32 protein-coding genes are annotated in these 26707 nt (G+C 35.2%); 31 read left to right on the top strand and 1 reads right to left on the bottom strand.

Annotated elements, in window-relative coordinates:
* The first annotated feature begins 183 nt into the window (after positions 1–183).
* From CIB95_RS14300 to CIB95_RS14190, 22 genes are all read left to right on the top strand, one after another.
* Positions 184–1101: a proline dehydrogenase family protein gene (locus CIB95_RS14300; protein ID WP_094926262.1), complete on the top strand. Its 918-nt coding sequence runs from the start codon at positions 184–186 to the stop codon at positions 1099–1101.
* Between the two features lie 244 nt (positions 1102–1345).
* Positions 1346–1606, top strand: a complete 261-nt coding sequence (locus tag CIB95_RS14295) for a metal-sensitive transcriptional regulator (protein ID WP_094926260.1) — start codon at positions 1346–1348, stop codon at positions 1604–1606.
* 165 nt (positions 1607–1771) lie between these two features.
* On the top strand, positions 1772–1999 hold the full coding sequence (locus tag CIB95_RS14290) for a sulfurtransferase TusA family protein (RefSeq protein ID WP_094926258.1): 228 nt from the start codon (positions 1772–1774) through the stop codon (positions 1997–1999).
* Positions 2000–2056: 57 nt separating this feature from the next.
* The gene (locus CIB95_RS14285) at positions 2057–2536 is read left to right on the top strand and encodes a DsrE/DsrF/DrsH-like family protein (RefSeq protein WP_094926256.1); all 480 of its coding nucleotides are present in this window, start codon (positions 2057–2059) and stop codon (positions 2534–2536) included.
* Positions 2537–2597: 61 nt separating this feature from the next.
* Positions 2598–2894: a rhodanese-like domain-containing protein gene (locus CIB95_RS14280; protein ID WP_094926254.1), complete on the top strand. Its 297-nt coding sequence runs from the start codon at positions 2598–2600 to the stop codon at positions 2892–2894.
* A gap of 50 nt (positions 2895–2944) precedes the next feature.
* Positions 2945–3517: a sulfurtransferase TusA family protein gene (locus tag CIB95_RS14275; protein ID WP_094926252.1), complete on the top strand. Its 573-nt coding sequence runs from the start codon at positions 2945–2947 to the stop codon at positions 3515–3517.
* 67 nt (positions 3518–3584) lie between these two features.
* Entirely contained in the window at positions 3585–4712 is a 1128-nt protein-coding gene (locus CIB95_RS14270; protein WP_094926250.1) for an MBL fold metallo-hydrolase, read from the top strand.
* A gap of 23 nt (positions 4713–4735) precedes the next feature.
* Entirely contained in the window at positions 4736–4963 is a 228-nt protein-coding gene (locus CIB95_RS14265; RefSeq protein WP_094926325.1) for a sulfurtransferase TusA family protein, read from the top strand.
* Between the two features lie 68 nt (positions 4964–5031).
* Positions 5032–6690, top strand: a complete 1659-nt coding sequence (locus tag CIB95_RS14260; protein WP_094926248.1) for a SulP family inorganic anion transporter — start codon at positions 5032–5034, stop codon at positions 6688–6690.
* Between the two features lie 167 nt (positions 6691–6857).
* Positions 6858–7253 carry a carbonic anhydrase gene (locus CIB95_RS14255; protein ID WP_233144152.1) on the top strand — a complete coding sequence of 132 codons (396 nt, stop codon included), beginning with the start codon at positions 6858–6860 and terminating at the stop codon, positions 7251–7253.
* Between the two features lie 59 nt (positions 7254–7312).
* The gene (locus tag CIB95_RS14250; RefSeq protein WP_094926246.1) at positions 7313–7678 is read left to right on the top strand and encodes a YidH family protein; all 366 of its coding nucleotides are present in this window, start codon (positions 7313–7315) and stop codon (positions 7676–7678) included.
* A 127-nt stretch (positions 7679–7805) separates the two neighbouring features.
* Positions 7806–9002 (top strand): TcaA 3rd/4th domain-containing protein, encoded by a 1197-nt coding sequence (locus tag CIB95_RS14245; RefSeq protein WP_094926245.1) that lies wholly within the window; start codon positions 7806–7808, stop codon positions 9000–9002.
* A 103-nt stretch (positions 9003–9105) separates the two neighbouring features.
* Positions 9106–10152 carry an ATP synthase beta subunit C-terminal domain-containing protein gene (locus tag CIB95_RS14240; protein ID WP_094926243.1) on the top strand — a complete coding sequence of 349 codons (1047 nt, stop codon included), beginning with the start codon at positions 9106–9108 and terminating at the stop codon, positions 10150–10152.
* Positions 10153–10376: 224 nt separating this feature from the next.
* Positions 10377–12707 carry a 3-hydroxyacyl-CoA dehydrogenase/enoyl-CoA hydratase family protein gene (locus CIB95_RS14235; protein ID WP_233144158.1) on the top strand — a complete coding sequence of 777 codons (2331 nt, stop codon included), beginning with the start codon at positions 10377–10379 and terminating at the stop codon, positions 12705–12707.
* Between the two features lie 19 nt (positions 12708–12726).
* Positions 12727–13908 (top strand): acetyl-CoA C-acetyltransferase, encoded by a 1182-nt coding sequence (locus tag CIB95_RS14230; RefSeq protein ID WP_094926239.1) that lies wholly within the window; start codon positions 12727–12729, stop codon positions 13906–13908.
* Between the two features lie 24 nt (positions 13909–13932).
* The gene (locus tag CIB95_RS14225; protein WP_094926237.1) at positions 13933–15711 is read left to right on the top strand and encodes an acyl-CoA dehydrogenase family protein; all 1779 of its coding nucleotides are present in this window, start codon (positions 13933–13935) and stop codon (positions 15709–15711) included.
* A 371-nt stretch (positions 15712–16082) separates the two neighbouring features.
* Entirely contained in the window at positions 16083–16442 is a 360-nt protein-coding gene (locus CIB95_RS14215; protein ID WP_094926234.1) for an arsenate reductase family protein, read from the top strand.
* 94 nt (positions 16443–16536) lie between these two features.
* On the top strand, positions 16537–16920 hold the full coding sequence (gene gcvH, locus CIB95_RS14210; protein ID WP_094926232.1) for a glycine cleavage system protein GcvH: 384 nt from the start codon (positions 16537–16539) through the stop codon (positions 16918–16920).
* Between the two features lie 59 nt (positions 16921–16979).
* Complete coding sequence (locus CIB95_RS14205) at positions 16980–17210, top strand: DUF2553 family protein (RefSeq protein WP_094926230.1); 231 nt, start codon at positions 16980–16982, stop codon at positions 17208–17210.
* Positions 17211–17329: 119 nt separating this feature from the next.
* Complete coding sequence (locus tag CIB95_RS14200) at positions 17330–17677, top strand: toprim domain-containing protein (protein ID WP_198949211.1); 348 nt, start codon at positions 17330–17332, stop codon at positions 17675–17677.
* An 11-nt stretch (positions 17678–17688) separates the two neighbouring features.
* Positions 17689–18714 carry a PQQ-dependent sugar dehydrogenase gene (locus CIB95_RS14195; RefSeq protein ID WP_094926229.1) on the top strand — a complete coding sequence of 342 codons (1026 nt, stop codon included), beginning with the start codon at positions 17689–17691 and terminating at the stop codon, positions 18712–18714.
* Positions 18715–18721: 7 nt separating this feature from the next.
* On the top strand, positions 18722–19024 hold the full coding sequence (locus CIB95_RS14190; RefSeq protein WP_094926228.1) for a thioredoxin family protein: 303 nt from the start codon (positions 18722–18724) through the stop codon (positions 19022–19024).
* A 34-nt stretch (positions 19025–19058) separates the two neighbouring features.
* Here the strand turns inward: CIB95_RS14190 and CIB95_RS14185 are convergent, their stop codons facing one another.
* Entirely contained in the window at positions 19059–19688 is a 630-nt protein-coding gene (locus tag CIB95_RS14185) for an NTP transferase domain-containing protein (RefSeq protein ID WP_094926226.1), read from the bottom strand.
* A 176-nt stretch (positions 19689–19864) separates the two neighbouring features.
* On the opposite strand from CIB95_RS14185, the gene CIB95_RS14180 reads away from it, so the two are divergent.
* The 9 genes from CIB95_RS14180 to CIB95_RS14140 all read left to right on the top strand — a co-directional run bounded on the left by CIB95_RS14180 (position 19865) and on the right by CIB95_RS14140 (position 26573).
* Positions 19865–20590, top strand: a complete 726-nt coding sequence (locus CIB95_RS14180) for a Crp/Fnr family transcriptional regulator (protein WP_094926224.1) — start codon at positions 19865–19867, stop codon at positions 20588–20590.
* A 123-nt stretch (positions 20591–20713) separates the two neighbouring features.
* Positions 20714–20875, top strand: coding sequence for a cytochrome c oxidase subunit 2A (locus CIB95_RS14175; protein WP_094926222.1), 162 nt, complete (start codon positions 20714–20716; stop codon positions 20873–20875).
* A 21-nt stretch (positions 20876–20896) separates the two neighbouring features.
* On the top strand, positions 20897–21370 hold the full coding sequence (locus CIB95_RS14170; RefSeq protein WP_094926220.1) for a cytochrome c oxidase subunit II: 474 nt from the start codon (positions 20897–20899) through the stop codon (positions 21368–21370).
* Entirely contained in the window at positions 21367–23013 is a 1647-nt protein-coding gene (locus tag CIB95_RS14165; RefSeq protein WP_094926218.1) for a b(o/a)3-type cytochrome-c oxidase subunit 1, read from the top strand. The genes CIB95_RS14170 and CIB95_RS14165 overlap by 4 nt, the downstream gene beginning before the upstream one ends.
* Positions 23014–23052: 39 nt before the next feature.
* Positions 23053–23388, top strand: coding sequence for a cupredoxin domain-containing protein (locus CIB95_RS14160; RefSeq protein ID WP_094926216.1), 336 nt, complete (start codon positions 23053–23055; stop codon positions 23386–23388).
* A 310-nt stretch (positions 23389–23698) separates the two neighbouring features.
* The gene (gene sigI, locus CIB95_RS14155; RefSeq protein WP_094926214.1) at positions 23699–24448 is read left to right on the top strand and encodes an RNA polymerase sigma-I factor; all 750 of its coding nucleotides are present in this window, start codon (positions 23699–23701) and stop codon (positions 24446–24448) included.
* A gap of 15 nt (positions 24449–24463) precedes the next feature.
* Complete coding sequence (locus CIB95_RS14150; RefSeq protein ID WP_094926212.1) at positions 24464–25690, top strand: anti-sigma factor domain-containing protein; 1227 nt, start codon at positions 24464–24466, stop codon at positions 25688–25690.
* Positions 25691–25806: 116 nt separating this feature from the next.
* The gene (locus tag CIB95_RS14145) at positions 25807–26169 is read left to right on the top strand and encodes a carboxymuconolactone decarboxylase family protein (RefSeq protein ID WP_094926210.1); all 363 of its coding nucleotides are present in this window, start codon (positions 25807–25809) and stop codon (positions 26167–26169) included.
* A 251-nt stretch (positions 26170–26420) separates the two neighbouring features.
* Positions 26421–26573: a hypothetical protein gene (locus CIB95_RS14140; protein ID WP_332893361.1), complete on the top strand. Its 153-nt coding sequence runs from the start codon at positions 26421–26423 to the stop codon at positions 26571–26573.
* Positions 26574–26707 lie beyond the last annotated feature (134 nt).

Below are 26707 nucleotides of genomic sequence, written 5' to 3'. Positions count from 1 at the left end.
AGAAATATTTAAAAATAGATAAACTAGAAGCTATTACTTTTTTTCTATAATAAGGAGCAACAAAAGTATTATTTTTTGAATAATTTTTTTATTATCATAATTAGTCGAAAGGTGTTAAAATACAGATAGTTTGCATGTACTGAAAACGCTTATATATCTATCTTTTTTTTAGGGGGAAAAATAATGGAACAATTAATGAGAAATTTCTTTCTGTTTTTATCTAAAAACAAATTTTTTACGGCATTAGCAAAAAGGTACGGACTTCGCTTCGGGGCTGGACGTTTCGTAGCAGGTAATATGATTGAAGAGGCTGTAGATTCAATTAAAAAGTTAAACGAAAAAGGCTTCGCGGTGACAGTTGATCACTTAGGAGAATTCGTTAACCATATAGATGAAGCAAACGCAATGGCTGATGAGTGTATTCATGCGATCGAAGGTATTGCCAAGCACAAATTAAACTCACAGCTTTCTTTAAAAATGACGTCAATGGGATTAGACATTAGTGATGAGCTTGTACTTAAAAATATGAGACGCATTTTAGATGTTGCAAAAAAATACGACATGTTCGTTACTATTGATATGGAAGATGAGCCTCGTTGTCAAAAAACGCTCGACATCTTACGTGAACTACGTAAAGATTACGATAATGTTGGTACAGTAATTCAAGCTTATCTTTACCGTGCGGAACAAGATGTAAGAGATTTAAATGAATTTAAACCTAACTTACGATTAGTAAAAGGTGCTTATAAAGAGCCAGCTGAAGTAGCATTTCCTGAAAAGGCAGACGTAGATGAAAACTTTAAGAAGATTATTAGCATTCATATGTTAAATGGTAACTACACAGCAGTCGCAACACATGATGATCAAATAATTGATTGGACAAAGCAGTTTGTAAAAGATAACAACATTCCAAATGACCAATTTGAATTCCAAATGCTGTACGGTATTCGTGTTGAGAAACAGGAAGAGCTATTACGTGATGGTTATAAAATGCGTGTTTATGTACCTTACGGAAAAGACTGGTACGGTTATTTCATGCGTCGTTTAGCTGAACGACCTGCAAATGTGTTGTTTGTTTTAAAAGGTGTATTTAAAGGTTAATAGTTGAAAACGTTCGAAGGCAGGGTATTATACTCTGCCTTTTTTATATTCCTTATATAGATAGAAGACACTTTGATATAGTACAAATATATAAACAGCAATTTCCTGTAAATTCCATTTGACCAATATACCTAATGGGGTATATACTATGAATTGTAAGCAGCACAGCATCACGAAACTTTGACTTTAAATAATAGAAAGCTTATATAGATAAAATTAAAATAAAATGAATGGAGGGGGTTTTATGGAGTACAATGCTCAAATTCAAAATCGAGTGAAAAGAGCAGAAGGGCAATTAAGAGGTATCTTGAAAATGATGGCCGACGAAAAAGATTGTAAAGATGTCGTTACGCAATTGTCAGCAATTCGTACAGCAATTGACCGTACAATTGGTATTGTCGTAAGTACTAACCTAGAACAATGTGTTAGAGATCAAGTTGCAAATGGAAAAGAAACTTCTGGATTAGTAGAAGAAGCAGTTCAATTATTAGTAAAAGCAAGATAAAAATTATATTAAAAAGTAGTTTGACAAACTAAATCACAGATGTTAAGATACCTACACAGGTATCGAATAAGGATGTTAAGACAATAATAAATTGACTTGACACAAAAAAATTTCAAATGTATTATACCCTAGTGGGTATGATTAAAAAAATCGGAGGTTATATATATGAATGCAAATAAAGTATTAGACGCAAAAGGTTTAGCATGTCCAATGCCGATCGTTAAAACGAAAAAAGCAATCGAGGAATTAAACACAGGTGAGATTCTAGAAATCCATGCAACTGACAAAGGTGCTAAAAATGACTTATCAGCTTGGGCTAAATCTGGTGGACATGAACTTGTAAAAGATACTGAAGAAGATGGCGTATTAAAGTTCTGGATTATCAAAGGATAAAATTTTTTGAGGAAAATAATACCTATGAAGGTATAAAAAACAACAGGGGGAATTACAATGGCTGAAAAGAAAAAAACAACGATAGTTTTATTTAGTGGTGATTACGACAAAGTAATGGCAGCTTACATTATTGCAAATGGTGCTGCAGCATACGATCATGAGGTAACAATTTTCCATACATTCTGGGGACTAAATGCACTGCGTAAAGATGAACCAATTACAGTGAAAAAAGGATTCTTAGAAAAGATGTTTGGTAAAATGATGCCTAAAGGTGCAGAAAAAATGGCAATCTCTAACATGAACATGGCTGGAATGGGACCAAAAATGATTAAGAAAGTAATGAAAAAACATAATGTAATGCCTGTATCTGAATTAATAGATATGGCAAAAATGCAAGATGTAAAACTAGTAGCATGTCAAATGACTGTAGACTTACTAGGATTTGACCAATCAGAGATTATGGACGGCGTTGAATTCGCTGGTGTAGCTGCTTATTTAGCGGATGCAGAAGACGGTAACGTAAACTTATTTATCTAATTAAATTTAAATGAGGGAGTTATTCTCCCTCAAAAAACTTACTTAGAAGGAGTGTTGTTATATGAAAGAAATGACAGCAAAAGAAGTAGAAGTAGCATTAAAAAAAGGTAAGAAACTAAACCTTATTGATGTTCGTGAAGTTGATGAAATTGCAGCAGGTAAAATTCCTGGTGTCACAAATATTCCATTACACTTAATTGAATTTCGTATGAATGAACTAGATAAATCAAAAGAATATATTATGGTATGTCGTTCAGGCGGTAGAAGTGGTCAAGCAACTATGTTTTTGAAGAACCAAGGCTTTAACGTAATTAACATGACAGGCGGAATGCTTGCTTGGGAAGGATCAGTTGAGTAATATTTTTTTAATTAATAATATACCATATTGGGTAACTTGGAGGTAATAGTATGGATGAAATTAAAGTGAATGTAGTTGTTGATGCGAAAGGTTTAGCATGTCCAATGCCAATCGTTAAAACAAAGAAGGCAATGAATGATTTAGAACCGGGAAAAGTAATGTTAGTAGAAGCTACAGACAAAGGTTCTGTAGCAGATATTAAAGCTTGGTCTGAAAATGGAGGACATGAATATATCGGTACAGTCGAAGAAGACGGTATTTTAAAACATTATTTACGCAAAGGTAACAGTGAAGAAAAAGAAGAAAAGAAATTTGATCGCACCATCGATAACGATGCTATAAAAGCAAAAATTGAAGCAAGCGAAAATATCACAATTGTTGATGTTCGTGAGCAAGCAGAATATGCGTTCAATCATATTACAGGAGCGATTTCTATTCCTTTTGGTGAGTTAGAAGAAAGACTAAGTGAATTAAATAAAGATGATGAAATTTATGTTGTATGCCGAACTGGCAATAGAAGTGATTTAGCAGCACAAAAGTTAGCTGAAAATGGATTTGCGAATGTTTCAAATGTCCTTCCAGGCATGGCTAAATGGGAAGGTCCAACAGAAAAGTCATTATAAAAATAAAAAAGCAAAAATAAAAACAAATTTTTTTAAATAAAATTATACCGTAGGGGGTAAGAAGAATATGACTATTAAACCAATGACTGCAAAAGAAGTAACGAAAAAGGTAATTAACAAAGACGAATTATTCATTTTAGATGTACGTAATGAAGGTGATTTTAAAGACTGGAAAATTGAAGGGGAAAACTTTAACTACTACAACATTCCATATTTTGAATTACTTGATGGTGTCGAAGGTATTATGGATAAAATTCCAGCTGACAAAGAAATTTTAGTTGTATGTGCAAAAGAAGGGTCATCAATGATGGTTGCAGATATGTTAGCAGAAAAAGGCTTAAATGTTTCTTATTTAGAGGGTGGAATGAAGGCATGGAGTGAACATTTAGAACCAATTAAAGTGGGTGACTTAAAGGACGGTGGCGAGTTATTCCAATTCGTACGTATCGGTAAAGGTTGCTTATCTTATATGGTCGTTTCAAATGGGGAAGCTGCAATTATTGACTCTACTCGTATGGCTGATGTTTATGTAAACTTTGCAGAAAGCAAAGGATTAAAAGTGACGCACGTATTTGATACTCACTTACACGCTGATCACATCTCAGGTGGACGTATCATTGCAGAAAAAACAGGTGCAACATATTGGTTACCACCGAAGGATGCAACAGATGTTGTATTTGAATATGAACCATTAGAAGATGGTAACGATGTAACAATAGGGAACACTACGATTAATATTCATGCACTATACTCACCAGGTCACACAATTGGATCAACATCATTTGTAATCGATGAAAGTTATTTATTATCTGGAGACATTTTATTTATCGATTCAATCGGTCGCCCTGATTTAGCAGGAAAAGCAGAAGACTGGGTAGCGGACTTACGTGAATCATTATACAAACGCTACCGTGCACTTTCAGAAGAACTAATCGTACTGCCAGCACATTTCATGATTATTGACGAGTTAAATGAAGATGGAACTGTTGCAGAAAAGTTAGGAACATTATTTGCGAAAAACCACGGATTAAATATTGAAGATGAGAATGAGTTCAGAAAAATGGTAACAGAAAACTTACCACCACAACCAAATGCTTATCAAGAAATTCGCGAAACGAATATGGGGAAAATTAACCCAGACACAGAAAAACAACGTGAAATGGAAATCGGACCAAACCGTTGTGCGGTACGTTAATAAAATTTAGGAGGTCATTAATGATGGAAGCAACAAAAGTGTTAGATGCAAAAGGCTTAGCATGTCCAATGCCAATCGTAAAAACGAAGAAAGCAATTGAAGAACTAAATACAGGTGAAATTTTAGAAATTCATGCAACAGATAAAGGTGCAAAGAATGACTTAACAGCTTGGACAAAATCTGGCGGCCATGAATTAGTAAAGGATACTGAAGAAGATGGCGTTCTAAAGTTTTGGGTAAAAAAAGGATAATAAATATAGGGTAGAGGGTACGATAAGATTGTACCCTCTCACTCATTGTTTGAAAGGAAGTGCTCCTCGTGCTAAAAAAATTCATACCAGCATTTGGCTGGCTAAAAAATTATCAAAAGCAAGATCTTAAAGGAGATTTCTCAGCTGGATTAATCGTTGCTATTATGTTAATACCACAAGGGATGGCATACGCAATGCTTGCGGGATTACCACCAGTAATCGGTTTATACGCTTCAACAATTCCTCTAATCATTTACGCATTGTTTGGATCCTCAAGACAATTAGCAGTTGGTCCTGTAGCAATGGTTTCTTTACTCGTATTTACAGGTGTATCAGCATTAGCAGACCCAGGTACAGAAGAATTTGTTTCCTTAGCTCTGTTACTGGCATTAATGGTCGGAGTCATCCAACTAGCAATGGGATTGTTTCGCCTCGGCTTTTTAGTTAACTTTTTATCACATGCAGTAATTAGTGGGTTTACTTCAGGAGCTGCATTAATTATTGGCTTAAGTCAGTTAAAACATTTACTAGGAATAGACATTCCGCGAGGTTCCGTCTTTTTGACGTTAAGTGAAGCTGCTAAAAATATTACAGACACAAATGTGCTTACATTACTTATTGGTATCACAAGTATTGCAATCTTATTATTCTTTAAAATGAAAATGAAAAAGTTTCCTGCACCGTTAGTTGTAGTTGTTGGAGGAACTTTACTTGTCAGCTTTCTGAACTTGAAAGATCAAGGAGTAAAAATAGTTGGAGAAGTACCAATGGGGTTACCGCAATTTTCCTTACCAGCTATGAGTCTTGAAGCGATTATGGCGTTATTACCGATAGCTTTAACGATTTCATTTGTCGGATTTATGGAATCTATCGCGGTGGCAAAAGCAATTGCATCAAAAGAGAAATATAAAGTTAACTCAAATCAAGAACTAAACGGTCTAGGATTAGCGAATATTATTGGTTCATTTTTCTCAGCTTATCCTGTCACAGGTGGTTTCTCTCGTTCAGCAGTAAATTACCAAGCAGGAGCGAGAACGGGGCTTGCAACAATTATTACAGCAGTAATTGTAATTATTTCTTTAATGTTCTTTACACCGTTATTTTATTACTTACCGAAGGCAGTATTAGCTGCAATTATTATGGTTGCGGTATTTGGACTAATTGATGTGAAAGAAGCAATACATTTATTTAAAGTGAAAAAAGCAGATGGCTGGACATTGTTAATTACATTCATCGCAACACTTACACTCGGGATTGAGCAAGGAATTTTAGTTGGTGTTGCAGTATCTTTACTTTTATTCATTTGGAGAAGTGCATATCCTCATACCGCAGAACTTGGATATCTTGAAAAAGAAAATGTTTATAAAAATATTAAAAACTATCCACATGCGAAAACGTATGAAGGCATTTTAATTTATCGACTTGATGCATCACTTTATTTCGCTAATATGGCGTTCTTTGAAGAGAAATTACGAACTGCAATTAATGAGAAGAAATCTGTAAAGAAAGTTCTATTAGACTTTACAGCAGTTAACTCGATTGATGCAGTAGCCATTCATGAACTTGAAGAGTTAGTACATCAATATGAAGATGCAGGCATTGAATTCTTTATTGCCGGAATGAAACGCCCAGTTCATGAAGTTGTTGAAAGAGCTGGTTGGACGAAAAAGTATGGCGATAAAATTAGCTTTATTAGTGTAAAACAAGCAATTGAGGCAATTCGCTAAAGGGGGTTAACTGCATGAGCGATATTATTAAAAGTAATAAAGTGTTTAGAGAAAATATGAAGTAAGAGGATTCGAAATACTTTGATGAGCTAAGTAAAGGACAGTCTCCAGACTATTTTGTCCTTGCTTGTTCTGACTCTCGCGTGAGCCCATCTGTTGTGACGAATATGTCATTAGGAAACTTATTCGTTCATCGTAACGTTGCTAATCAAGTTTCGCAAGATGATGAAAGTTTTGCAACTGGTCTTTATTATGCACTTGTTCATTTAAAAGTGAAAAAAGTAATCATTAAAGGGCATACGAATTGTGGCGGTGTAGCGGCAGCTTGGGATAACAATGATGAAGAAGAATTAGTTCATTGGTTAAGTAAAGTTAAAGAAAGTTTTGCAAAAAAAGAAGGCAACGAACATCTCACTTCTGAAGAGCTTTCAAAACTGAATGTTTTAAAGCAAGTGGAGAATGTTAAAAATCATCCAATTTACAAAAAGTATGGACAAGGTGTAGATGTAGTTGGCTACCTTTTCCATTTAGAGTCAGGTGAATTGGAAGAACTGGTAAGCTAGAGATAAATGAAGGAGACTTATATTCGAGTCTCCTTTTTAGTTATATGAGGTGATGATGGATGGAGAAAGAGAAAAAGGCAACCGTAGATTCAAAATATATCCAACAACATTTGGCGAATGAGCGCACTTTTTTAGCCTGGGTCCGCACAGCTATTGCAATTATAGGAGTCGGTTTTTTATTTTCAAATCTGCACTTCACTATGGGTACTTCAATAGCAAAAATAAGTGATTTAATAGCAGTTATTATTGGTGTATTTTCGGGCGTAATAGGTGTAGGTATTATCATTCTAGCCACTATAAGTTATTTAATGAAGCGAAGAGATATTAATAATCAAACTTTTACTGCTTCTAAACCATTAGTAATTATTCTTGCAGTCATTTCTAGTATAATTATCCTTATTTATATTTCATATAATTTTATTTAGAGCACAGCATAGCTGTGCTCTTTTCTTTTGCATTGAAGGAATAGTAGGACTTCTATATGATGGTAATATAAGGAATATTATGAGGGGGAATTAAATTTTTTCTCTTTCGAAATAAAGGAGAGCTCCCATGAAGATTAGTACATATATAAATAGCCCGAAAATAAAGACAAGCATAATTTTAGCAATAATACTCTGTTCTTTCTTTTTATTTACTTCCTTTAATGATGGAAAAGAAGAAACAATTTCCAAGTTTGAAGAAGCAATAAAAAATGAGAATGTAAAGGCCTTAAATGACTTGCTTTTTTCGAGTGAAAAAGATCTCTCTATAAATGAGGGAACAACAAAAGAAATTTTACAATATATAAAAGATAATAGTTTACAAGATGAAATAATTTCGGCCATTAAACAAGAAGGCAAGCATGATTTATTTTCATTAGTTAAAGATACTAAATTAGGCCTCTTTGAAAACTATGTTCTAGTTTTTCACCCTTACTATATGGAAGTAACCTACCCGGAAGGTCTAAAGAAAATAACGATTAAGAATGGAAAGGAAATTCAAATTAATCCAAATGAGAAAAAAACAACTATTCCTGTTGTGCCTGGAATTCATATTATTAAAGCGTTCTTTGAGACAGATTATTTATCGTTTACACACTCTTTCCAACTGGATGTATCAGAAGTTGATGCAAACAGAATATATAAAAAGTATTTAAAAGTAGGTAGTGTTGATATAATGCCAGTTTGGTCGGATGTCACCTATTACATAAACGGAAAAGAAGTGAAAGCCGAAGTGGGAAACAATGCGTTAACGCTTAATCCTATTCCGCTAGATGGTTCTGTTTCGATTTATTATAGTAAAGAATTTCCTTGGGGAACTTTTCAAACAGAAGAGTTTATCATTTCAGAAGGAAAGCCATACCATGAGTGGAAAACTTTTGCTGGCATAGACCCAGTTAATGACACAGTAGCTATACAAATTAATGAATCGCTTATAAAATTTTTAAACAGTTGGGAAGAGGCGATAGAAAATCATGACTTAAACATAGTTAAAAATATAACAGAGGAGTTTAATAGTAATATTGAAATCTTCTTTAACTCTATTAAGCGATTAAATTGGAAGTTAGTAAATTTCGAAATAAAAAACAATCCTCCACAAATTTTTTCTAACGCTAAAGGAAAATATAGTGCTGTCGTCAGTGTCAAAGAGAGCTACTTTTCTGAAAGAGAAGGAATCACCTATTATATCGACTTATCTTATGTCCTTCGCTATGACCCAGATCAAAACGAATGGGCTATACATGAACGAGTTGAGTTTCAAAATTAGAATAAAACAAGAACTCACCGAACAATGATTTTTTAATTTTGCATTGAAGCGTACGGTGTATTACGATAAAAAGTAACGTAACGGCTGATTAGGAGTGAAAAAAATGGATGATATTAAATTAAATGTTGCTTTATTAAAGCGAAAAGTGCCTAATATTACATCTGCAGCGAAAGCAGTTGGACTTCGCCCAGCGACGGTTTCCAACCTTACTACTGGAAAAATACCAATCGAACGAGCTGAAGTGAAAACATTAGTAGCTCTTGCAGAACTTGCGGATTGTAGTTTAGATGAATTAATAATTCGCGGGCAAGGTGGAGAAATAATCGAAACTGGAATTAAATTAATCGATGTTTTTGCACCAATTGTTAAGGGAGGAACGGTAGGCTTTGTAGCGCGTCCTGCTATGGGACAACTAGTAGTACTTGGCGAAATTTTTCATCGAATGAGACAAGATAAATTTGTAACAGTATGGGTGAAGCCAAAGGAAGCCAGCCTTGGTGTGGAAGATGTAGAAAATGAAGCGGAATATGTATGTAAATCATTAGATGAAGCGTATGATTACATTAAAAATATTGGTAAGAAAAAAGAAGTGTTATTAGGGGCAGACCGTACTACTGTTTTAACAGGAGAGATATATTCTTTTCAAGAAAAGTTACAAGCGAGCAACTTGCAGCCCATTACTACATTTCTTGTAGATCCACGTGGAGATGCAGTTGATGAAGAGGAACCTTATGGACCTTTAGATACATTATTACAATTTGATGCTGAATTAGTTTCGCGGAGGATTTATCCTGCAATTAATCCCGTTCTTTCTACTTCCATTGCTTTAGAAGGTGCGCATGTCGATAAAATACATATGGACACACAGCAAAAAGCAAAAAAGCTACTACGCCGTTATCGTGAGCTGCGCTTTCTCATTAATGCTTTTGGAATGGAAAAGCTATCAGAGCAAGATAAAAAGACTTTTTATAGAGGAGTGCGTTTAGAAGCGTACTTAACACAACCGTTTTTTATTGCAGAACCAATTACAAATCAAAAAGGGGAAGTAACTCCCTTGCAAAGTGCGTTACAGGACTTAAATAACATCATGAATGGTAATTTAGACAATGCTGATCCAAATGAATTACTTTATATTGGACAGTTGAAATAGTTAGAAATGGAGAGCTTGATTTTCGAGCTCTTTTTTATTTGTTTTAAAAATTAAATTAATTAAATTGTCCAACCTTTACAATCTTTATTTCTAAATATGAAGCTTGCTTCATATGTATGGAATAGTAGTCCGAATAAAAAATGAATGGCTATTCATTTTGTGTGAAGGAGGAGTGTCTGGTGACCTTAACGATAAAAAAAGCAGCTGTCATTGGTTCGGGAGTCATGGGATCGGGTATTGCTGCTCATTTAGCAAATGCAGGAATTCCTACTTTATTGCTAGATATCATACCGAATGAATTATCAGCGGAAGAAAAAAAGGCAGGATTAACACTAGATGATAAAAGCGTTCGGAACAGAATTGTGGATGATGCGAAGAAAAAATTATTAAAGCAAAATCCTGCACCATTAACAGTAAAAGAAAACGTGTCATTAATATCTGTCGGCAACCTTGAGGACGATATGGAAAAGCTTGCAGATGCAGACTGGATTATTGAAGTGGTTGTTGAGAATCTGGAAATAAAGAAAAAAGTCTTTGCAAATATTGAAGCGTATCGAAAAGAAACGGCGATTGTTAGTTCCAATACGTCGGGAATATCAGTAAATGCAATGATTGATGGACGCTCTGAAAGCTTTAAGAAACATTTTTTAGGCACACATTTTTTTAACCCACCACGATATTTGAAACTTCTTGAAATTATTCCAACAAAAGACACAGATCATGAAATAGTTCAGTTTATGAGGGATTTTGCAGAAAATTTCCTGGGAAAAGGTGTCGTTATATGTAAAGATACACCGAACTTTATTGCAAATCGGATCGGAACGTACGGTTTAATGATTACTGTGCAAGAAATGCTTGCTGGCGGCTATTCTGTCGGTGAAGTAGATTCTGTCACTGGGACGCTATTAGGTCGGCCAAAAAGTGCAACATTTCGAACACTTGACGTAGTCGGCTTAGATACATTTTTACATGTTGCTAACAACATGTATGAAGCACTTGAAGGTGATGAAAAAGAAGTATTTCATGTGCCATCATTTATGACAAAAATGGTAGAAAATAATTGGCTCGGAAGTAAATCAGGTCAAGGTTTTTATTTAAAAAAGAAATCAAACAGTGGTTCAGAAATATTTGAAATAAACCCTGAAACACTTGAGTATGAGCCGCAAAAGAAGTTAAAAGCAAACTTACCTAAGGTCGGATCAAAAAAAGATAAGTTAAGAGCTTTAATTTACTCAGATGACAGAGCTGGACAGCTAACATGGAATATTTTAATGCAGACGTTACTTTACTCGGCAAAAAAAGTAAATGAAATTTCAGACGATATTGTAGCTATCGACCAAGCGATGAAATGGGGCTTTGGTTGGGAAATGGGTCCTTTTGAAACGTGGGATGCAATAGGTGTTGCAAAGTCTGTTGCAAAAATGGAAGAACAAGGTGCTATCGTTCCTAAATGGGTAAAAGAAATGCTTGCTAATGGTCACAATTCTTTTTACCGTGAGACAGATGGCCAATTAGAGCACGTATCTCCAGAGGGGACATGGCAGCAAAAGAAAGAAAATAAGAAAATTGTTTACTTAACAAGAAATCCAATCATCCAAAAAAATTCCGGTGCAAATTTAGTCGATATCGGAGATGGTGTTGCCTGCTTACAGTTTACGACAAAAAGCCATGCCATCGGCTTAGATATTATGCAAATGATTTCAAAATCACTAGATGAAGTAAATAAAAACTATGAAGGTTTAGTAATTGGAAACCACGGCACTAATTTCTCAGTTGGTGCAAATATTATGATGATCTTAATGGAAGCGCAAGACATGAACTTTTTTGAAATTGATTTAGTCGTGAGGCAATTTCAAAACGCGCTAATGAAGGTTAAATATAATGAAAAGCCAGTTATTGCTGCACCTTACGGAATGACGCTCGGTGGTGGAACAGAAGTTGCCTTACCTTGTGCTGGTATGCAAGTGTCAGTTGAAACATATATGGGACTTGTCGAAACAGGTGTTGGAATTATTCCTGGTGGTGGGGGAAATAAGGAACTTTATATTCGACAAATTGAAAACTTGCCGAAAAAATCGGGAGCATTCCTCCAAGAAGCTGCTAATAAAACGTTTGAAACAATCGCGATGGCGAAAGTATCTAAGTCGGGTCATGAGGCGAGGAAGCTTGGCTATGTTCGCGAACGAGATGACATAAGTTTTAACAATGATTTTTTAATCCATGATGCGAAAAGTAAACTACTCTCTCTAGTGGAGGCAGGATATCAGGCGCCACAACGAAACAAAATACCTGTTGTCGGTGAAGCTGGATATGCTGTCATGCTAATGGGGGCAAAAACGATGCACAACTCTGGCTACATTTCTGATCATGATTTAAAGATTGCTGAAAAGCTAGCGTATGTAATAGCTGGTGGTTATGTCCCAGAAGGATCTGAAGTAGATGAACAATATTTATTAGATATAGAGCGTGAAGCATTTGTAAGTTTAGTAGGTGAACCGAAAACACAAGCACGAATGCACCATATGCTTGTTAAAGGGAAACCATTAAGAAACTAGAGTAAGGAGGGAAGAATCTATGAAAGAAGCAGTCATAGTTGCAGGAAGTAGAACGCCAGTTGGTAAGGCGAATAAAGGTTCGTTTCGCAATATGAGACCGGATGATTTAGGAGCAATCGCCGTCAGAGAAACTTTAAAAAGAGCAGATGGCTATGATGGGAAGATTGATGATCTCATTATTGGTTGTGCAATTCCAGAAGCGGAACAAGGGTTAAATGTTGCGAGAATGATTGGAGCGAGAGCCGGACTAAAAAGTGATGTTCCAGCTGTTACTGTCAATCGTTATTGTTCATCAGGTTTACAAACAATTGCTTACGGTGCAGAAAGAATTATGCTCGGTCAAGCAAATGCCATTATTGCTGGTGGAACGGAAACGATGAGCTTAATTCCTATGGGTGGCCATGTCATTAAACCAAACAGAGCACTTGTACAAGAAATGCCAGAGTACTATATGGGAATGGGGCATACCGCAGAAGAGGTTGCTAGAAGGTATCAAATATCCCGAAAAGAGCAAGATGCTTTTGCCATCGGAAGTCATCAAAAAGCGGCAAAAGCGATAGCTGCTAATCTTTTTAATGAAGAAATAGTGCCGGTAACAGTTATTGAACGATCGTTTAATAATGACGGGAAACTAACTGAGAGAGAGCGTGTCGTTTCTGTTGATGAAGGGGTTCGACCAGATACAAATATGCATGCATTAGCAAAATTAAAACCTGCTTTCCATGTAAAAGGGACGGTTACTGCTGGGAATTCATCTCAGACAAGTGACGGTGCAGCAGCAACATTAATCATGGAAAAAACGTTTGCAGAAGGTATCGGCTTAAAACCAATCGCGAAGTTCCGTTCGTTTGCCGTTGCGGGTGTTCCACCAGAAATAATGGGCGTTGGACCAGTGAAAGCAATCCCTAAAGCTTTGCAATTAGCTGGCTTGCAATTAGAGGACATCGGGCTAATTGAACTAAATGAAGCATTTGCATCTCAATCTATCCAAGTTATGCGCGAACTAAATTTAGATGAAAATATTGTGAATGTAAATGGTGGGGCAATTGCATTAGGTCATCCACTCGGCTGTACTGGCACGAAGCTTTCATTATCACTTATTCATGAAATGAAAAGAAGAAATGTTCAATTCGGTTTAGTTTCAATGTGTATTGGTGGAGGTATGGGTGCAGCAGGAGTGTTTGAATTATTACCTTCATAATTTGAGAAAGAGGGAGGAATGGAAATGGCTGAAACAAAAAGTAATGTCATTAAAGGTGGAAGTTTCTTAGTTGAAGATATTTCTAGTGATAGAATATATACTCCGGAAGAGTTTACTGAAGAACATAAAATGATAGGCAAAACGACCGAAGATTATATACAAAAAGATGTAGCTCCACATATAGAGGAGATTGAAAACCATCAATTTGATTTATCCTTAAAGCTTTTAAAGAAGGCTGGAGAACTTGGGTTACTTGGAGCAGATGTTCCAGAAAAGTATGGCGGAATTGACTTAGATAAAATTAGTTCGTCAATCATTACCGAAAAGTTCGCACTGGCAGGATCTTTTTCACTAAGCTATGGTGCTCATGTTGGGATTGGCTCACTGCCAATTGTATTCTTCGGTAACGAAGCACAAAAGAAAAAATATTTACCAGATTTAGCGAGTGGGGAAAAAATAGCTGCATATGCCCTAACTGAGCCAGGGTCAGGGTCAGATGCACTAGGTGCAAAAACAGTAGCCAAATTAAATGATGAAGGAACGCACTATATCTTAAATGGTGAAAAACAGTGGATTACGAATGCAGGTTTTGCTGACGTTTTCATTGTTTATGCAAAAATAGATGGCGATAAATTTACTGCATTTATCGTCGAGAGAGATTTGCAAGGAGTTTCTACAGGACCTGAAGAAAAGAAGATGGGAATTAAAGGGTCGTCAACAAGAACGCTAATCCTTGAAGATGTCGTTGTCCCGAAAGAAAATGTCCTAGGGGAAATAGGGAAAGGACATATTATCGCCTTTAATATCTTAAATATTGGTCGTTATAAACTAGCAGTTGGCTGTGTCGGCGGTTGCAAGCGAGCAATTGAAATATCCGCACAATATGCAAATGAAAGACAGCAATTTAAATTGCCGATTGCGAAGTTTACGATCATACAACAAAAGCTTGCAGACATGGCGATTCAGACGTATGCAACGGAAAGTTCTGTTTATCGGACAGTTGGCCTTTTTGAAGATAGCTTAAGTCGTTTAAGTGAAGAACAACTAGAAGATGGACAGGAAACTGCTAAAGCAATCGCTGATTATGCGCTAGAATGTTCCTTAAATAAAGTGTTTGCATCTGAAGCCCTCGATTTTGTTGCTGATGAAGCGGTGCAAATCCACGGTGGCTACGGCTTTATGTCCGAGTATGAAGTAGAGACGATATACCGTAACTCACGGATAAATCGAATCTTTGAAGGGACGAATGAAATTAATCGTTTGCTCGTTCCAGCTACAATAATGCGTAAAGCGATGAAAGGCGAATTACCATTAATGGAAAAGGCAACTGCCTTACAAGAAGAACTATTAATGATGATGCCAGAGCAACCTGGAGATTCTCCTTTAGAACGGGAGAAAGCGATTGTATCGATGTCAAAGAAAGTATTCCTAATGGCAGCAGGATTAGCAGTACAAAAGTATGGGGAAAAGCTAGAAAGAGAACAAGAAGTACTGGCGAACATCGCTGACATTGTTAGTGAAATTTATGCAATGGAGTCCTGCCTTCTACGTGCTGAAAAGGAATTAAATAAAGGTGAAAATGCGGACTTGAAAATAAAGTATACTGAAGTCTTTTGCCAAGAATCAATGGACCGAATCGAACGATTTGCAAAACAAATCATTTTGGCAACAGAAGAAGGCGATATGAAGCGAATGATGCTTTCGGCACTTCGTAAACTAACAAGATATGAGCCGATGAATGTCATATCCACTAAAAGAGAAATTGCTTCATTACTCTTAAAATCAAATAAATATTTAGTTTGAAATAGTAAAGTGGCTGGGACAAAACCAAAAGTGGCTATTCAAAAGCCGAACATTGAAAGTAATCGTAGTCAAAATACGTAGACTCCTACGGGAAAAGCACGAGTCCGAAGACCCATAGTGAGGTACGAACGCGGAGGCTGAGGCCGTGCCCGTGGAAAGCGAAGTATTTTGACGGAGCATCATATTATTCGTTAGCAACATAAAAAACGAACTCATTCAGAATATACATCTGAATAGTTCGTTTTTTTTCAATGAGTAGAAAGCTTTTGTCCCAGCCTCTTCTTTTTGTATTCCCAATCTCTTTTAAGTGAATAACAAAATGAAAAAATGATATAATAAATGCATTATTGATAAAGAAAGGTGTGACATCCATGGCAGTAACTTTTTATAGCTATCCGAAGTGTAGTACATGTCGGAACGCAAAAAAATGGTTTGAAAATAATAATGTAGATTATAATGAAATACATATTGTTGAAAATCCACCAACAAAAGCACAACTAACGGAGCTTTATAAAAAAAGTGGATTACCGTTGAAGAAGTTTTTTAATACAAGTGGTCAAAAATATCGTGAACTAGGCTTAAAGGACAAAGTAGGAACAGCTTCCGAGGAAGAATTACTTGAAATATTAGCTTCTGATGGGATGTTAATGAAACGACCGATTGTAACAGATGACAAAAATGTAACCGTTGGATTTAAAGAAGAAAATTTTGCGGAAAAATGGAAAGCATAATTTGCCATCTTAAGCAGGATATACTACTATAGAAATTGAAATAAAATCATATTTGAATATTCTTAAAAATGACTACATACGTGGAGGGATTACGATGAACACACCTAAAGATTTACGTTATTCAGAAGAACATGAGTGGGTAAAAGTTGATGGTAATAAAGTAACAATTGGTATCACTGATTTTGCACAATCTGAGCTTGGTGACATTGTATTCGTAGAGTTACCTGAAATTGGTGACGATATTGAAGCAGATGAGCCTTTCGGAAGTGTTGAGTCTGTAAAAACTGTATCTGAGCTTTATGCACCTGTTAGTGGTAAAGTAGTGGAAATTAACGAAAACCTTGAAGATTCTCCAGAATTCGTTAATGAATCTCCATATGAAAAAGCTTGGATGATCGTTGTTGAACTTTCAGATCCTTCTGAAATTGATAAGCTTATGACTGCTGAAGCTTATGAAACAATGATTAGCGAAGATTAATCACATATCATAGAAAATTTCTTTTTCGGTTATATTAAAATTGACCGAAAGGAAGTGAAATGATGGCGAAATTAGATATTACTGCAGATGTTTACGGAAAGTTTGATGAAGACTGTATTCACTTATTTTGTGACGATCAGCCGATTGGTCACATGAAAATGGATGGAAAAATGCAAACTTGTGAAATGTCTAAAGGGTTTATGTATGAAAACCATCGTTTTTATAAAGAAGAAGAACCAGTGCAAAATGTGGATCACTATGTTGAAAACTGTGATGAAGGCTGGTGTTAACAGTGGGGACTTCCTCACTGTTTTTTTGTTTTGTAGACAAATGGTAAGTCATCATCAATAAATTTGCATACACTAGCTAATAATAAAACATAATTTTATCTCGTTAAGGGGAGCTTTCTATGATTTCTCATGAAGAAAAAGTAATCGTTGTCGAGGGGAAGTCGGATAAAAAACGACTAGAGAAACTGATCAACGAACCAGTAAAAATTATCTGTACGAACGGTACATTAAGCATAGATAAATTAGAGGAACTTTTTGATGAACTAGAAGGTAAAGATGTTTATATATTAACAGATGCAGATGATGCGGGAGCAAAACTCCGCAAACAACTTTTGCATGAGTTTCCTAATGCGGAACATTTATATATTGATAAAATGTATCGTGAGGTAGCGACAACGCCATTTGAATATTTAGCACGCTTGCTCTTATCTGCGAATTTTCTAGTAAATAAAACTTATTACATGTAAGGGGATATAATATGAAGCTAAAATTACTAGTGATTACACTACTATTTCTAACAACCTTCCCAAATCATGTTTTGCCACAACAACAAAGAAATGTAATAACCAACCTCCAAGTACCATGGGAAATAGCCAAGGTCGGTAATACATTTTATATAACAGAACGAGCAGGTTTTATTGTTGAAAATTCCGGGAACAATGTAAGCCGGCTGAAAGTTAACTTTAAAAAACAATTATCACAACAAGGAGAAGGTGGCTTGCTTGGTTTTCAGCTCGCGCCATCTTCCACAAATGAAGGTTTTATTTATTATACTTACATAGATGGAAGTAGTATCTTTAATTCTGTAGCAAAAGTAGAAAGAAGAGCAAATGAATGGATTGAAACAGCTACATTATTAGACCGAATTCCTGGAGCGGTTATTCATAATGGTGGTAGAATAAAAATAGGTCCAGATGGCATGCTTTATGTTACAACAGGAGATGCTGCGCAAAAAAATAGTGCGCAAAATCTAAATAGTCTTGCAGGGAAAATTCTACGAATGACTTTAAATGGACAAGTTCCTAACGATAATCCATACCGAGGATCATATGTATATTCGTATGGTCATCGTAATCCCCAAGGTCTTGCATGGAATGAAACGGGAACGAAGCTTTATGCAAGTGAGCATGGACCAATTGGTTTTGATGAAATAAACGAAATAGTTCCAGGTGGTAACTATGGCTGGCCAATTATTAAAGGCAATGAAAAGAGACCTAAAATGATAACTCCTTTATTTCATTCTGGGAGTAAAACATGGGCGCCAGCAGGTATGTTTTATAAAAATGGAGAATTATATGTCGCTACGTTAAGGGGATCGCAAATCCTTGCATTTAATGTTGAGGAGAAAACAGTCGAATCACTTTTCTCGGGTGTAGGAAGAATTCGAGATATTTACATTGAAAATAAGAAAACATACATTATAACGAGTAATAAAGACGGGCGAGGAAATCCAACGCCAAAGGATGATCGCTTTATTATGATTGAAGGGTTAGTTAAGGAGTAGAATATAAGTGAATGAAATTGAACCAAATGAAATTTTAGACTATGTGAAAAAAGAAAAAAGTGCAATATTTTTTCATACACCACTATGCGGAACGTGCAAAGTTGGAAGACGAATGTTAGAAATAGTTGAAATGACGCTCCCAAATATGAAAATCGCATCATGCAATATAAATACAGCTTCAGAAATTGCCAGTGCATATAATATTGAAAGTGTTCCATGTCTCATTGTTTTTTCTGAAGGTACAGTGAAAGAAAAAGTTTACGCCTTTCAATCTGTCGATTATTTATATAGCTTATTAAAAGCAGAGTAAAGATTAAGCCACGACGACGGTCGTGGCTGTTTTTTTAGGAACTAATAAAATTTAAATTCCTTTGCAATAGGATATCCATCGCTTTCTTATAGTCACCTGTAGTATCAATCGTATATAAAAAGGAAGTATCCAATTTATAATCATTTATTAATGTAGCTTCGTAAATAGGGTGAATATGTTGATGGCAAACTAATTTTGTGTAGTCACCCTTATATTCTTCAATCGTGTATTCGATCAATGATAAAGCGTTTTTATTCCATATACTATGAAGCAAGTACGGTTGGAGATTCTTTGTTGGTATAACAGCTAAGTTTGTGGTGTTATTACTGTGTTTCATCATAATTAAAGCAACTTTAAATGAGATAAAAGGCATTCCATTTCCGACAACCCATATGTTTTCATTTTTTGACAAACTCAATGCTGCATGGATACCTGCTATCGGACCAACGTCTTTATAATAATCAGTTATGACCCTGACATCACTAGGCAAGTAAGGTAAATACTTTCTCGGCTCATTCGTTACTAAAATAATTTCATTGCATATCTTGCGCATTTCTTTAATTTGAATGAATAATAAAATAGTATTTCCCATTGGTATCAAGGGTTTTAACCGACCTTTTATCTTATCATTTTTCCCTCCAGCTAATATAACACCTGTAAGCATTTATGTACCCCCTCTCAAAGAATTTATAATGTAATCATATAGGATAAATGTTTAAGCTTCTGTTACATTTCTCACACCTTTTTTATATGAGTTGAATAATTTGTGTGATTTATGTCACATATATAATGCTGAACTTCTGTATAATTGTACTTAAGCATACGGAGGAGGGGTTTTATATGAGTACACCATGTCCATTAAATCAGGCAGAGAACTTTAAACATAATACATTATCATTTTCCAACGATTCATTTCAAAAGTTAGAGTTAATCATGTATAAGCAAAAGGTTGAGAAAGATTCATATTTATACTGGGAAGGCGATAAGGCAGAGAAATTATACTATTTAGTAAGCGGAACTGTGAGATTAACGAAAATGACAGATGATGGAAAAGATTTAAGTTTATATTATTTTCAACCTGGTGATTTGTTTGGAGAAATGGACCGCTCCAAAGATCAAGTATGTACCTTTAGTGCTGAAGCTTTGACTGAGTGTGAAGTAGGTGTTATTCAAAGAGAAGATTTAGAATCCCTCCTCTGGCAGAACGGTGATGTGGCCATTGAGTTTATTAGTTGGATGGGCCATATGCAAAAATTTACACAGTTAAAACTAAGAGATTTAATGTTTTTTGGGAAAAATGGAGCGTTAGCATCTACGTTAATTCGGATGACAAATACGTTTGGAGAACAAACAGGTAGTAAAATTGTAATTAATAAACGCTTTACCAATATTGAAATAGCAAGCTTAATTGGTTCTACGAGAGAAACAGTTAACAGAATGCTAAGCCAATTAAAAAAGGATAAAGCGATTGACTATAAAAATGGTTACTTAACAATATTAAACTTAGAATATTTAAAAGAAATTTGCCATTGCGAAGGATGTCCCGCAAGTATATGCCGCTTATGATGATTATTCATCATAAGCTTTTTTAATTCTTTCATTTAATTCTTTAAGCGTGATTTTCCTCACAGAATAAAACTTTTATCTCACCTACAATGACAATAAGCAATAAAAGAAGGGAGCTAGGAAATGGAAAATAAGCTTACTAAATTATCAGAGAAAACAAATATTGAAGTGAAAAGTGAAAATGACAAGAAATTGAAAGGTACATTTTTGTCGGTTTTAGCTTTAGGAGGTTTTATTGTTCTATCGTGGTTGACCGTCTATTTCTTGTTTATCTCAAGAATGTAGTTGTTAGTAGGGGGAAAGGATATGCATTTTCATAAATATGAAAAAATATGGCTGACCATCGGCATTAGTGCACTTGTACTATTTTTAACCATTGTCGGAGTAAGTGCGTTTGCAGGAGGGCATGCTCCACCAAGTGCACATGAAACATTAGATCCACAAAAAGTAAATGAAACAGCACCTTTTAATAATCCAGGTCTTTTTAAAGTTGGGGAAAAGAAATATGAACTTGTCATGATTTCTGAAGCTTTTGCTTTTACACCAGGAAATGTGAAGATACCAAAAGGTGCAACGGTGACATTCATCGTAACTAGTAAGGATGTTGTTCATGGCTTTGCAATTCCACATACGAATGTAAACATGATGATTACACCGGGACACGTTAATAAAATAACGCATACTTTTAATGAGGTTGGCGAATATCTCATTTTATGCAATGAATATTGTGGCATTGGCCATCAAGCGATGAGTGCAAGAATTGAGGTGGTTGAACAATGATCGAAAAAGCAATAAGCCGTCAAGATGCTCATCTAAGTCTAGTCCACTTAGTTATAGCCTTTGTCGCATTATTTTTAGGCGCAGTTGCTGGCTTACTTCAAACACTAGTTAGAAGTGGATCCATCACATTGCCCGCTGGAATTGGATATTATCAACTATTAACTGCACACGGTGTTTTGCTTGGCCTAGTCTTTACTACTTTTTTTATTATTGGTTTTTTAATTGCTGGGCTAAGTAAAACAACAGGAACGCTGACAGTAAAAGCAAGACGACTAGGTTGGTCTGGTTTTTTACTAATGACAGCGGGAACTATTTTAGGAGTTATTTTAGTTTTACTGAATAAAGCGACTGTACTCTATACATTTTATGCGCCATTACAAGCGTCACCTTGGTTTTATGTTGCACTTACATTACTAGTTGTCGGAAGCTGGTTATCTGGATTTGCTATTTTCCAACAATACTATCATTGGAAGAAGGAAAACAAAGGAGAGATATCTCCATTACTTAGCTTTATGGCGGTAATTACAATGCTGTTATGGCTAATCGCAACGTTAGGAGTTGCAGCTTCTGTCCTTCTGCAATTTATTCCATGGTCGTTTGGCTGGGTTGATACGATTAATATTTTGTTAAGTCGAACGCTGTTCTGGTACTTTGGGCACCCACTAGTTTATTTCTGGTTATTACCTGCATACATCTGCTGGTATGTCATTATTCCCAAAATTATTGGTGGAAAGATTTTTAGTGATGCATTAGCAAGACTATCTTTTGTAATGTTTTTACTGTTTTCAATACCAGTTGGGTTTCATCATCAACTATTAGAATCGGGAATTTCGCCATTTTGGAAGTTCCTACAAGTAGTACTTACATTCATGGTAATTATCCCATCATTAATGACGGCTTTCTCACTGTTTGCAACTTTTGAATTGACTGGTCGACCCAAAGGCGCAAAAGGATTATTCGGATGGTTTAAAAAGTTACCGTGGAAAGATGCAAGATTTTTTGCACCAATGGTTGGAATGTTAATCTTTATCCCTGCAGGAGCTGGGGGAATCATTAATGCAAGTAACCAAATGAATCAAGTTGTTCATAATACACTTTGGGTTACAGGTCATTTCCATTTAACAGTAGCTTCTTCCGTTGCCTTAACATTTTTCGGAATTTCCTATTGGTTAATTCCACACTTAACAGGAAGGACACTTCCGAAAAAGGTACACCTTTTTGGAAATATCCAAACCATTTTGTGGGCTATAGGAATGTTCTTTATGTCCGGTGCAATGCATGTCGTTGGCTTGTTTGGAGCACCAAGACGAACTGCTTACACAACATACGGCGATCACCCAGATGCTGTCGGTTGGATGTCCTATAAAGTTGCAATGGCTGTCGGTGGATCGATCTTATTTATTGCAATCATCTTATTGCTAGGTTTATTAAGCTATTTAGCATTTTTTGCTCCAAAAGGATCAGAAGAGTTTCCAATTGGTGAAGCTGCGGCAGAATCTGAAAAAGCTCCAGCATTATTAGAAAATTGGAAGTTGTGGATTGGGGTAACGGTATTTTTAATTTTGGTTGCCTATACAATCCCAGTGATAAATATGATTGAACATGCTCCTCCAGGGTCACCAGGGTTTAATAACTTGTGGTAAAAAATAATAAAATATTATTAATTTTAGGGGGAAAAGAAAATGAAAAAACTTTTAATATTTGCATTAATTTCGATGTTTACGTTAGGTTTAGCAGCATGTGGAGGTAGTGATTCTAACAAAGAAGCAGATGTTACGATTGAAGCAAGCAATTGGGACTTTAATCAAGATGAATATCATGCAAAAGCAGGTGATATCACAATCGCTTTAAAAAACACAACCGGTCACCACGGGATTACGATTGATGGAACAGATATTAATATTCAAGGAGAAGGTACTGACAGTGCGAATCTAGAGCCTGGTGAATATATCATCCGCTGTAGCATTGCTTGCGGAACAGGCCATATGGAAATGACAGCAAAATTAATCGTTGAATAATTGTATAAAAAATCTACAAGGCTTGGGCTAATGATCCAAGCTTTTTTGCATTTAATGATTAAGTTTAGAGTAATCTTTATTATAATAGAAATGATAACAATATATTTATTAGTTTCCTAAGTTATTGGTTTAAGGTAAATTATAGATATAAAGTAAGAAAATATATTTTTCTTTACAAAAATAAAACAATTATACAAATTGTAAATAAAATGTATCATAAATTGAGTGTTTTTCATGATATAACTATTTGTACTAGTTATACTTTTGATAAATGCATCCTCTGACATTAGAGAGGAATTGAGGTGTAAAAATGAGTTCAATCAACATTAAATCAATTATAAGTGGCTTAAAAGATAAAGCCGTAGAAAATAAAATAAAAGAAATACAAAAAGGTAATGAAGATTTACGAAATGATTTTATCCAGCAATACCGACCTTTTATTAAGAAGGTTGCTTCCAAAGTATGTAAGCGATACATTAATGATTCTATGGATGAATATAGTATCGGTTTACTAGCTTTCAATGAAGCGATAGATCAATATACAGATGACCAAGGTGCTAAGTTTTTAACATTTGCAAACATGGTAATTCAACGCAGATTAATCGACCATATCCGAAAAGAAGAGCGACAAAATCGCAATATTTATTTAGAGCGAGATGAAAATGAGGACGAAGATCGTAGTGAGGAAAGTTATGCGGAGAAAAAAGCAGCACTAGATCAATATGACCAAGAAAAGCAAGCAGAGATGCGAATGCATGAAATTGAAGAATATCGCAATATGCTAATAGACTTTAAAATTTCCTTTGCTGTTTTAAGTAAGGAATGTCCAAAACATATCGATGCAAGAGAAAATGCAATTAATATTGCTAAAATGGTCGCAAAATCAGAAGTGTTTTCGAATTATTTATTAGAGCGAAAACAGTTGCCGATTAAAGACTTATTAGAGCACGTCGACTGCAGTCGAAAAACGATTGAACGTAATCGAAAATATATCATAGCGATAGCGTTAATATATATCGGCAAGTTTACTGCCTTAGCTTCGTATATCGATTATAAGTAGGAAAGGAGGACTAAAATGGAGCGCGGAATAGTTATGGAAGTTAAAAAACAAAAAGCAGTAATTTTAAAACCAGACGGAACATTTGAGAAAATAACTTTCCCAAAAGGGAAAAATCCGATAATCGGAGAAGAGTTATTATTGCCGAATGTTGAAACGAAAACGAATCCTGCCTGGTCAATTCACCTGTTCCCAAAAGTAGCATTAGCCGCAATGATGGTACTAATAACAGTGTTAGCGACACAATTTTATCCACTAGTCTCTACAAATAACAAGGTTATGGCAATTATTAGTGTTGATATTAATCCTAGTATTGAAGTGTCAATTAACGAAGATATGCAAGTACTCTCGATAAAGATGCTCAATGATGATGCTAGTGAGTTGATCACTAATCCAAAGAAGTATGAACAAATGAATGTTCAAGATTTCATGGCCAATATACTAGTTATAGCAAAAGAAAAAGGCTATTTGAATACAAACAAAGATTTATTAATTGCTACGACAGTTGTTGATAGTCCTAACAATACTAACTTTGAAAGCAATCTAATGGAGCAAGTCACGAACATACCTGATACTGCACAGATGCAAGTAACGTATGTTCATGCAGAAAAGAAGGCGCTTGAAGAAGCGAATGGAAAAGGACTATCTTTAGGAAGATATATTGCGCTTGTGGAAGCAAATAAAAAGGGAAGTAATTTAACTCTTAATGAAGCGAAAACAAAGCCTGTGAAACTTCTAAAAGAAGAACTAAAAGACCGTATAGCTTTACTTGAGAAGCTTAAGAAGGAAAAGCAAGAACAAGAAAAAGCTGATCGTGAAAATGAAGGTAACAATAAAGAAAAAGACAATAATAAAGATAAAAATAAAGAAAAAGATAAAAGCGATAACGAAGAAAATGAAGAAAATCATGAAAATGATGGAAGCGAAGGTCAAGCTCCGCCGATAAATTGCACAGCATTAAGTAATTTACTTCAACTAACAGAAGAACAAGAAGAATATTTTGAAGAATATTGTGAAGATGATAATAAAGACAAGGAAAAAAAAGATAAAAAAAAGGGAAAAAATGAAGATGAAGGTAGTGATCCTGTAAACGGAACTGTTGATGATTCAGGTCACTCTAATGACGAAGAGGATAGAGATGACGAGCATGATGATTCGGATCACGATGAAGAAGATGAAGATGAAGATGAAGATGAAGATGAAGATGAAGATGATGACGAACATGATGAAAGAGAAGAAGATTAATTCAATAATGCAGAGAGGAGAATGCGATTTTGCATTCTCTTTTTTTATTTTCGGATAGAGTTGGAAGGAGAAACGAATACTAATCGTTGTAAACATTGCAAAAGGAGTGAATTAGTATGGAAGAATTTCGAAATTCAACGGAGCTTGCATTACACGAGTATAAAGAAGGACTAGGTACTTTTACACAGAAGATGCCAGACATAGCAAGTAAGTATAATGCATTTACAGAAGCTTGTTTTAAAGAAGGAAAATTATCAAAGAAAGAAAAGCATTTAATTGCATTAGGAATAGGTATCTACTCACAAGATGAATATTGTATTATTTATCATACTAAAGGATGTCTGGATAATGGGGCAAGTGAAGAAGAAATTTTAGAAGCAGTAGGCGTTACAGCTGCATTTGGTGGGGGAGCAGCGATGAGTCAAGCTGTTACTTTAGTACAAGAGTCTATAACTGAATTAAATCAATTGAAAAATTAGGACAAGCAATTCAGCAATAATGAAGGATATGGAAGTATTAGATTGTATTTTATAGCAATTGTAAGACTAAAAGTGGTAGTGAGTGTTACAACGTACCAATGATGAATCATTTAGCAAAACAATTGTTATTCCTGTTTGTGGTAAAAATTGGAGCGTGTTAGTATATTTATGTATTAAATATAAAGACAAGAAAGGATTGATTCGCTATCAGCGATCTTGACCTGAATTACACAGGTGATATGGAGAAAGCTATGCATCAAACACATGGATTTGGATATGAGGAGTACAAGCAAAAGTTGGATGTCCGAATGCAAGTGGAGCGAGAACGCGAACAAGACTATAAAAAAAGCCGCCAAATTGTTTCCGAATTAGAACGCAATGTATTTAACCGTATTGGTTTATAAAAGGAAAAACCAGTTTTTTAACTGGTTTTTTCTTATTTTTCGAAGTTTAAAGGGATTACATATAGCTAAAACTATCCTTATTGTTAATAATAATTTCAATCTGTTGCTTACAGTTTTAATATAGTATAAGATTA

Source organism: Lottiidibacillus patelloidae, assembly GCF_002262935.1.
GTDB classification, from domain to species: domain Bacteria; phylum Bacillota; class Bacilli; order Bacillales; family SA5d-4; genus Lottiidibacillus; species Lottiidibacillus patelloidae.
The sequence above is the reverse complement of the archived record's forward strand: the minus strand, read 5'-3'. Positions and strand labels throughout refer to the sequence as shown.

Excerpts from the sequence above, each read along its gene's own strand:
- CIB95_RS14300 (WP_094926262.1), top strand. The coding sequence starts at position 184 with ATGGAACAATTAATGAGAAATTTCTTTCTGTTTTTATCTAAAAACAAA.
- CIB95_RS14295 (WP_094926260.1), top strand. The coding sequence starts at position 1,346 with ATGGAGTACAATGCTCAAATTCAAAATCGAGTGAAAAGAGCAGAAGGG.
- CIB95_RS14290 (WP_094926258.1), top strand. The coding sequence starts at position 1,772 with ATGAATGCAAATAAAGTATTAGACGCAAAAGGTTTAGCATGTCCAATG.
- CIB95_RS14285 (WP_094926256.1), top strand. The coding sequence starts at position 2,057 with ATGGCTGAAAAGAAAAAAACAACGATAGTTTTATTTAGTGGTGATTAC.
- CIB95_RS14280 (WP_094926254.1), top strand. The coding sequence starts at position 2,598 with ATGAAAGAAATGACAGCAAAAGAAGTAGAAGTAGCATTAAAAAAAGGT.
- CIB95_RS14275 (WP_094926252.1), top strand. The coding sequence starts at position 2,945 with ATGGATGAAATTAAAGTGAATGTAGTTGTTGATGCGAAAGGTTTAGCA.
- CIB95_RS14270 (WP_094926250.1), top strand. The coding sequence starts at position 3,585 with ATGACTATTAAACCAATGACTGCAAAAGAAGTAACGAAAAAGGTAATT.
- CIB95_RS14265 (WP_094926325.1), top strand. The coding sequence starts at position 4,736 with ATGGAAGCAACAAAAGTGTTAGATGCAAAAGGCTTAGCATGTCCAATG.
- CIB95_RS14255 (WP_233144152.1), top strand. The coding sequence starts at position 6,858 with ATGTCATTAGGAAACTTATTCGTTCATCGTAACGTTGCTAATCAAGTT.
- CIB95_RS14250 (WP_094926246.1), top strand. The coding sequence starts at position 7,313 with ATGGAGAAAGAGAAAAAGGCAACCGTAGATTCAAAATATATCCAACAA.
- CIB95_RS14245 (WP_094926245.1), top strand. The coding sequence starts at position 7,806 with ATGAAGATTAGTACATATATAAATAGCCCGAAAATAAAGACAAGCATA.
- CIB95_RS14240 (WP_094926243.1), top strand. The coding sequence starts at position 9,106 with ATGGATGATATTAAATTAAATGTTGCTTTATTAAAGCGAAAAGTGCCT.
- CIB95_RS14235 (WP_233144158.1), top strand. The coding sequence starts at position 10,377 with ATGGGATCGGGTATTGCTGCTCATTTAGCAAATGCAGGAATTCCTACT.
- CIB95_RS14230 (WP_094926239.1), top strand. The coding sequence starts at position 12,727 with ATGAAAGAAGCAGTCATAGTTGCAGGAAGTAGAACGCCAGTTGGTAAG.
- CIB95_RS14225 (WP_094926237.1), top strand. The coding sequence starts at position 13,933 with ATGGCTGAAACAAAAAGTAATGTCATTAAAGGTGGAAGTTTCTTAGTT.
- CIB95_RS14215 (WP_094926234.1), top strand. The coding sequence starts at position 16,083 with ATGGCAGTAACTTTTTATAGCTATCCGAAGTGTAGTACATGTCGGAAC.
- gcvH (WP_094926232.1), top strand. The coding sequence starts at position 16,537 with ATGAACACACCTAAAGATTTACGTTATTCAGAAGAACATGAGTGGGTA.
- CIB95_RS14205 (WP_094926230.1), top strand. The coding sequence starts at position 16,980 with ATGATGGCGAAATTAGATATTACTGCAGATGTTTACGGAAAGTTTGAT.
- CIB95_RS14200 (WP_198949211.1), top strand. The coding sequence starts at position 17,330 with ATGATTTCTCATGAAGAAAAAGTAATCGTTGTCGAGGGGAAGTCGGAT.
- CIB95_RS14195 (WP_094926229.1), top strand. The coding sequence starts at position 17,689 with ATGAAGCTAAAATTACTAGTGATTACACTACTATTTCTAACAACCTTC.
- CIB95_RS14185 (WP_094926226.1), bottom strand. The coding sequence starts at position 19,688 with ATGCTTACAGGTGTTATATTAGCTGGAGGGAAAAATGATAAGATAAAA.
- CIB95_RS14180 (WP_094926224.1), top strand. The coding sequence starts at position 19,865 with ATGAGTACACCATGTCCATTAAATCAGGCAGAGAACTTTAAACATAAT.
- CIB95_RS14175 (WP_094926222.1), top strand. The coding sequence starts at position 20,714 with ATGGAAAATAAGCTTACTAAATTATCAGAGAAAACAAATATTGAAGTG.
- CIB95_RS14170 (WP_094926220.1), top strand. The coding sequence starts at position 20,897 with ATGCATTTTCATAAATATGAAAAAATATGGCTGACCATCGGCATTAGT.
- CIB95_RS14165 (WP_094926218.1), top strand. The coding sequence starts at position 21,367 with ATGATCGAAAAAGCAATAAGCCGTCAAGATGCTCATCTAAGTCTAGTC.
- CIB95_RS14160 (WP_094926216.1), top strand. The coding sequence starts at position 23,053 with ATGAAAAAACTTTTAATATTTGCATTAATTTCGATGTTTACGTTAGGT.
- sigI (WP_094926214.1), top strand. The coding sequence starts at position 23,699 with ATGAGTTCAATCAACATTAAATCAATTATAAGTGGCTTAAAAGATAAA.
- CIB95_RS14150 (WP_094926212.1), top strand. The coding sequence starts at position 24,464 with ATGGAGCGCGGAATAGTTATGGAAGTTAAAAAACAAAAAGCAGTAATT.
- CIB95_RS14145 (WP_094926210.1), top strand. The coding sequence starts at position 25,807 with ATGGAAGAATTTCGAAATTCAACGGAGCTTGCATTACACGAGTATAAA.
- CIB95_RS14140 (WP_332893361.1), top strand. The coding sequence starts at position 26,421 with ATGCATCAAACACATGGATTTGGATATGAGGAGTACAAGCAAAAGTTG.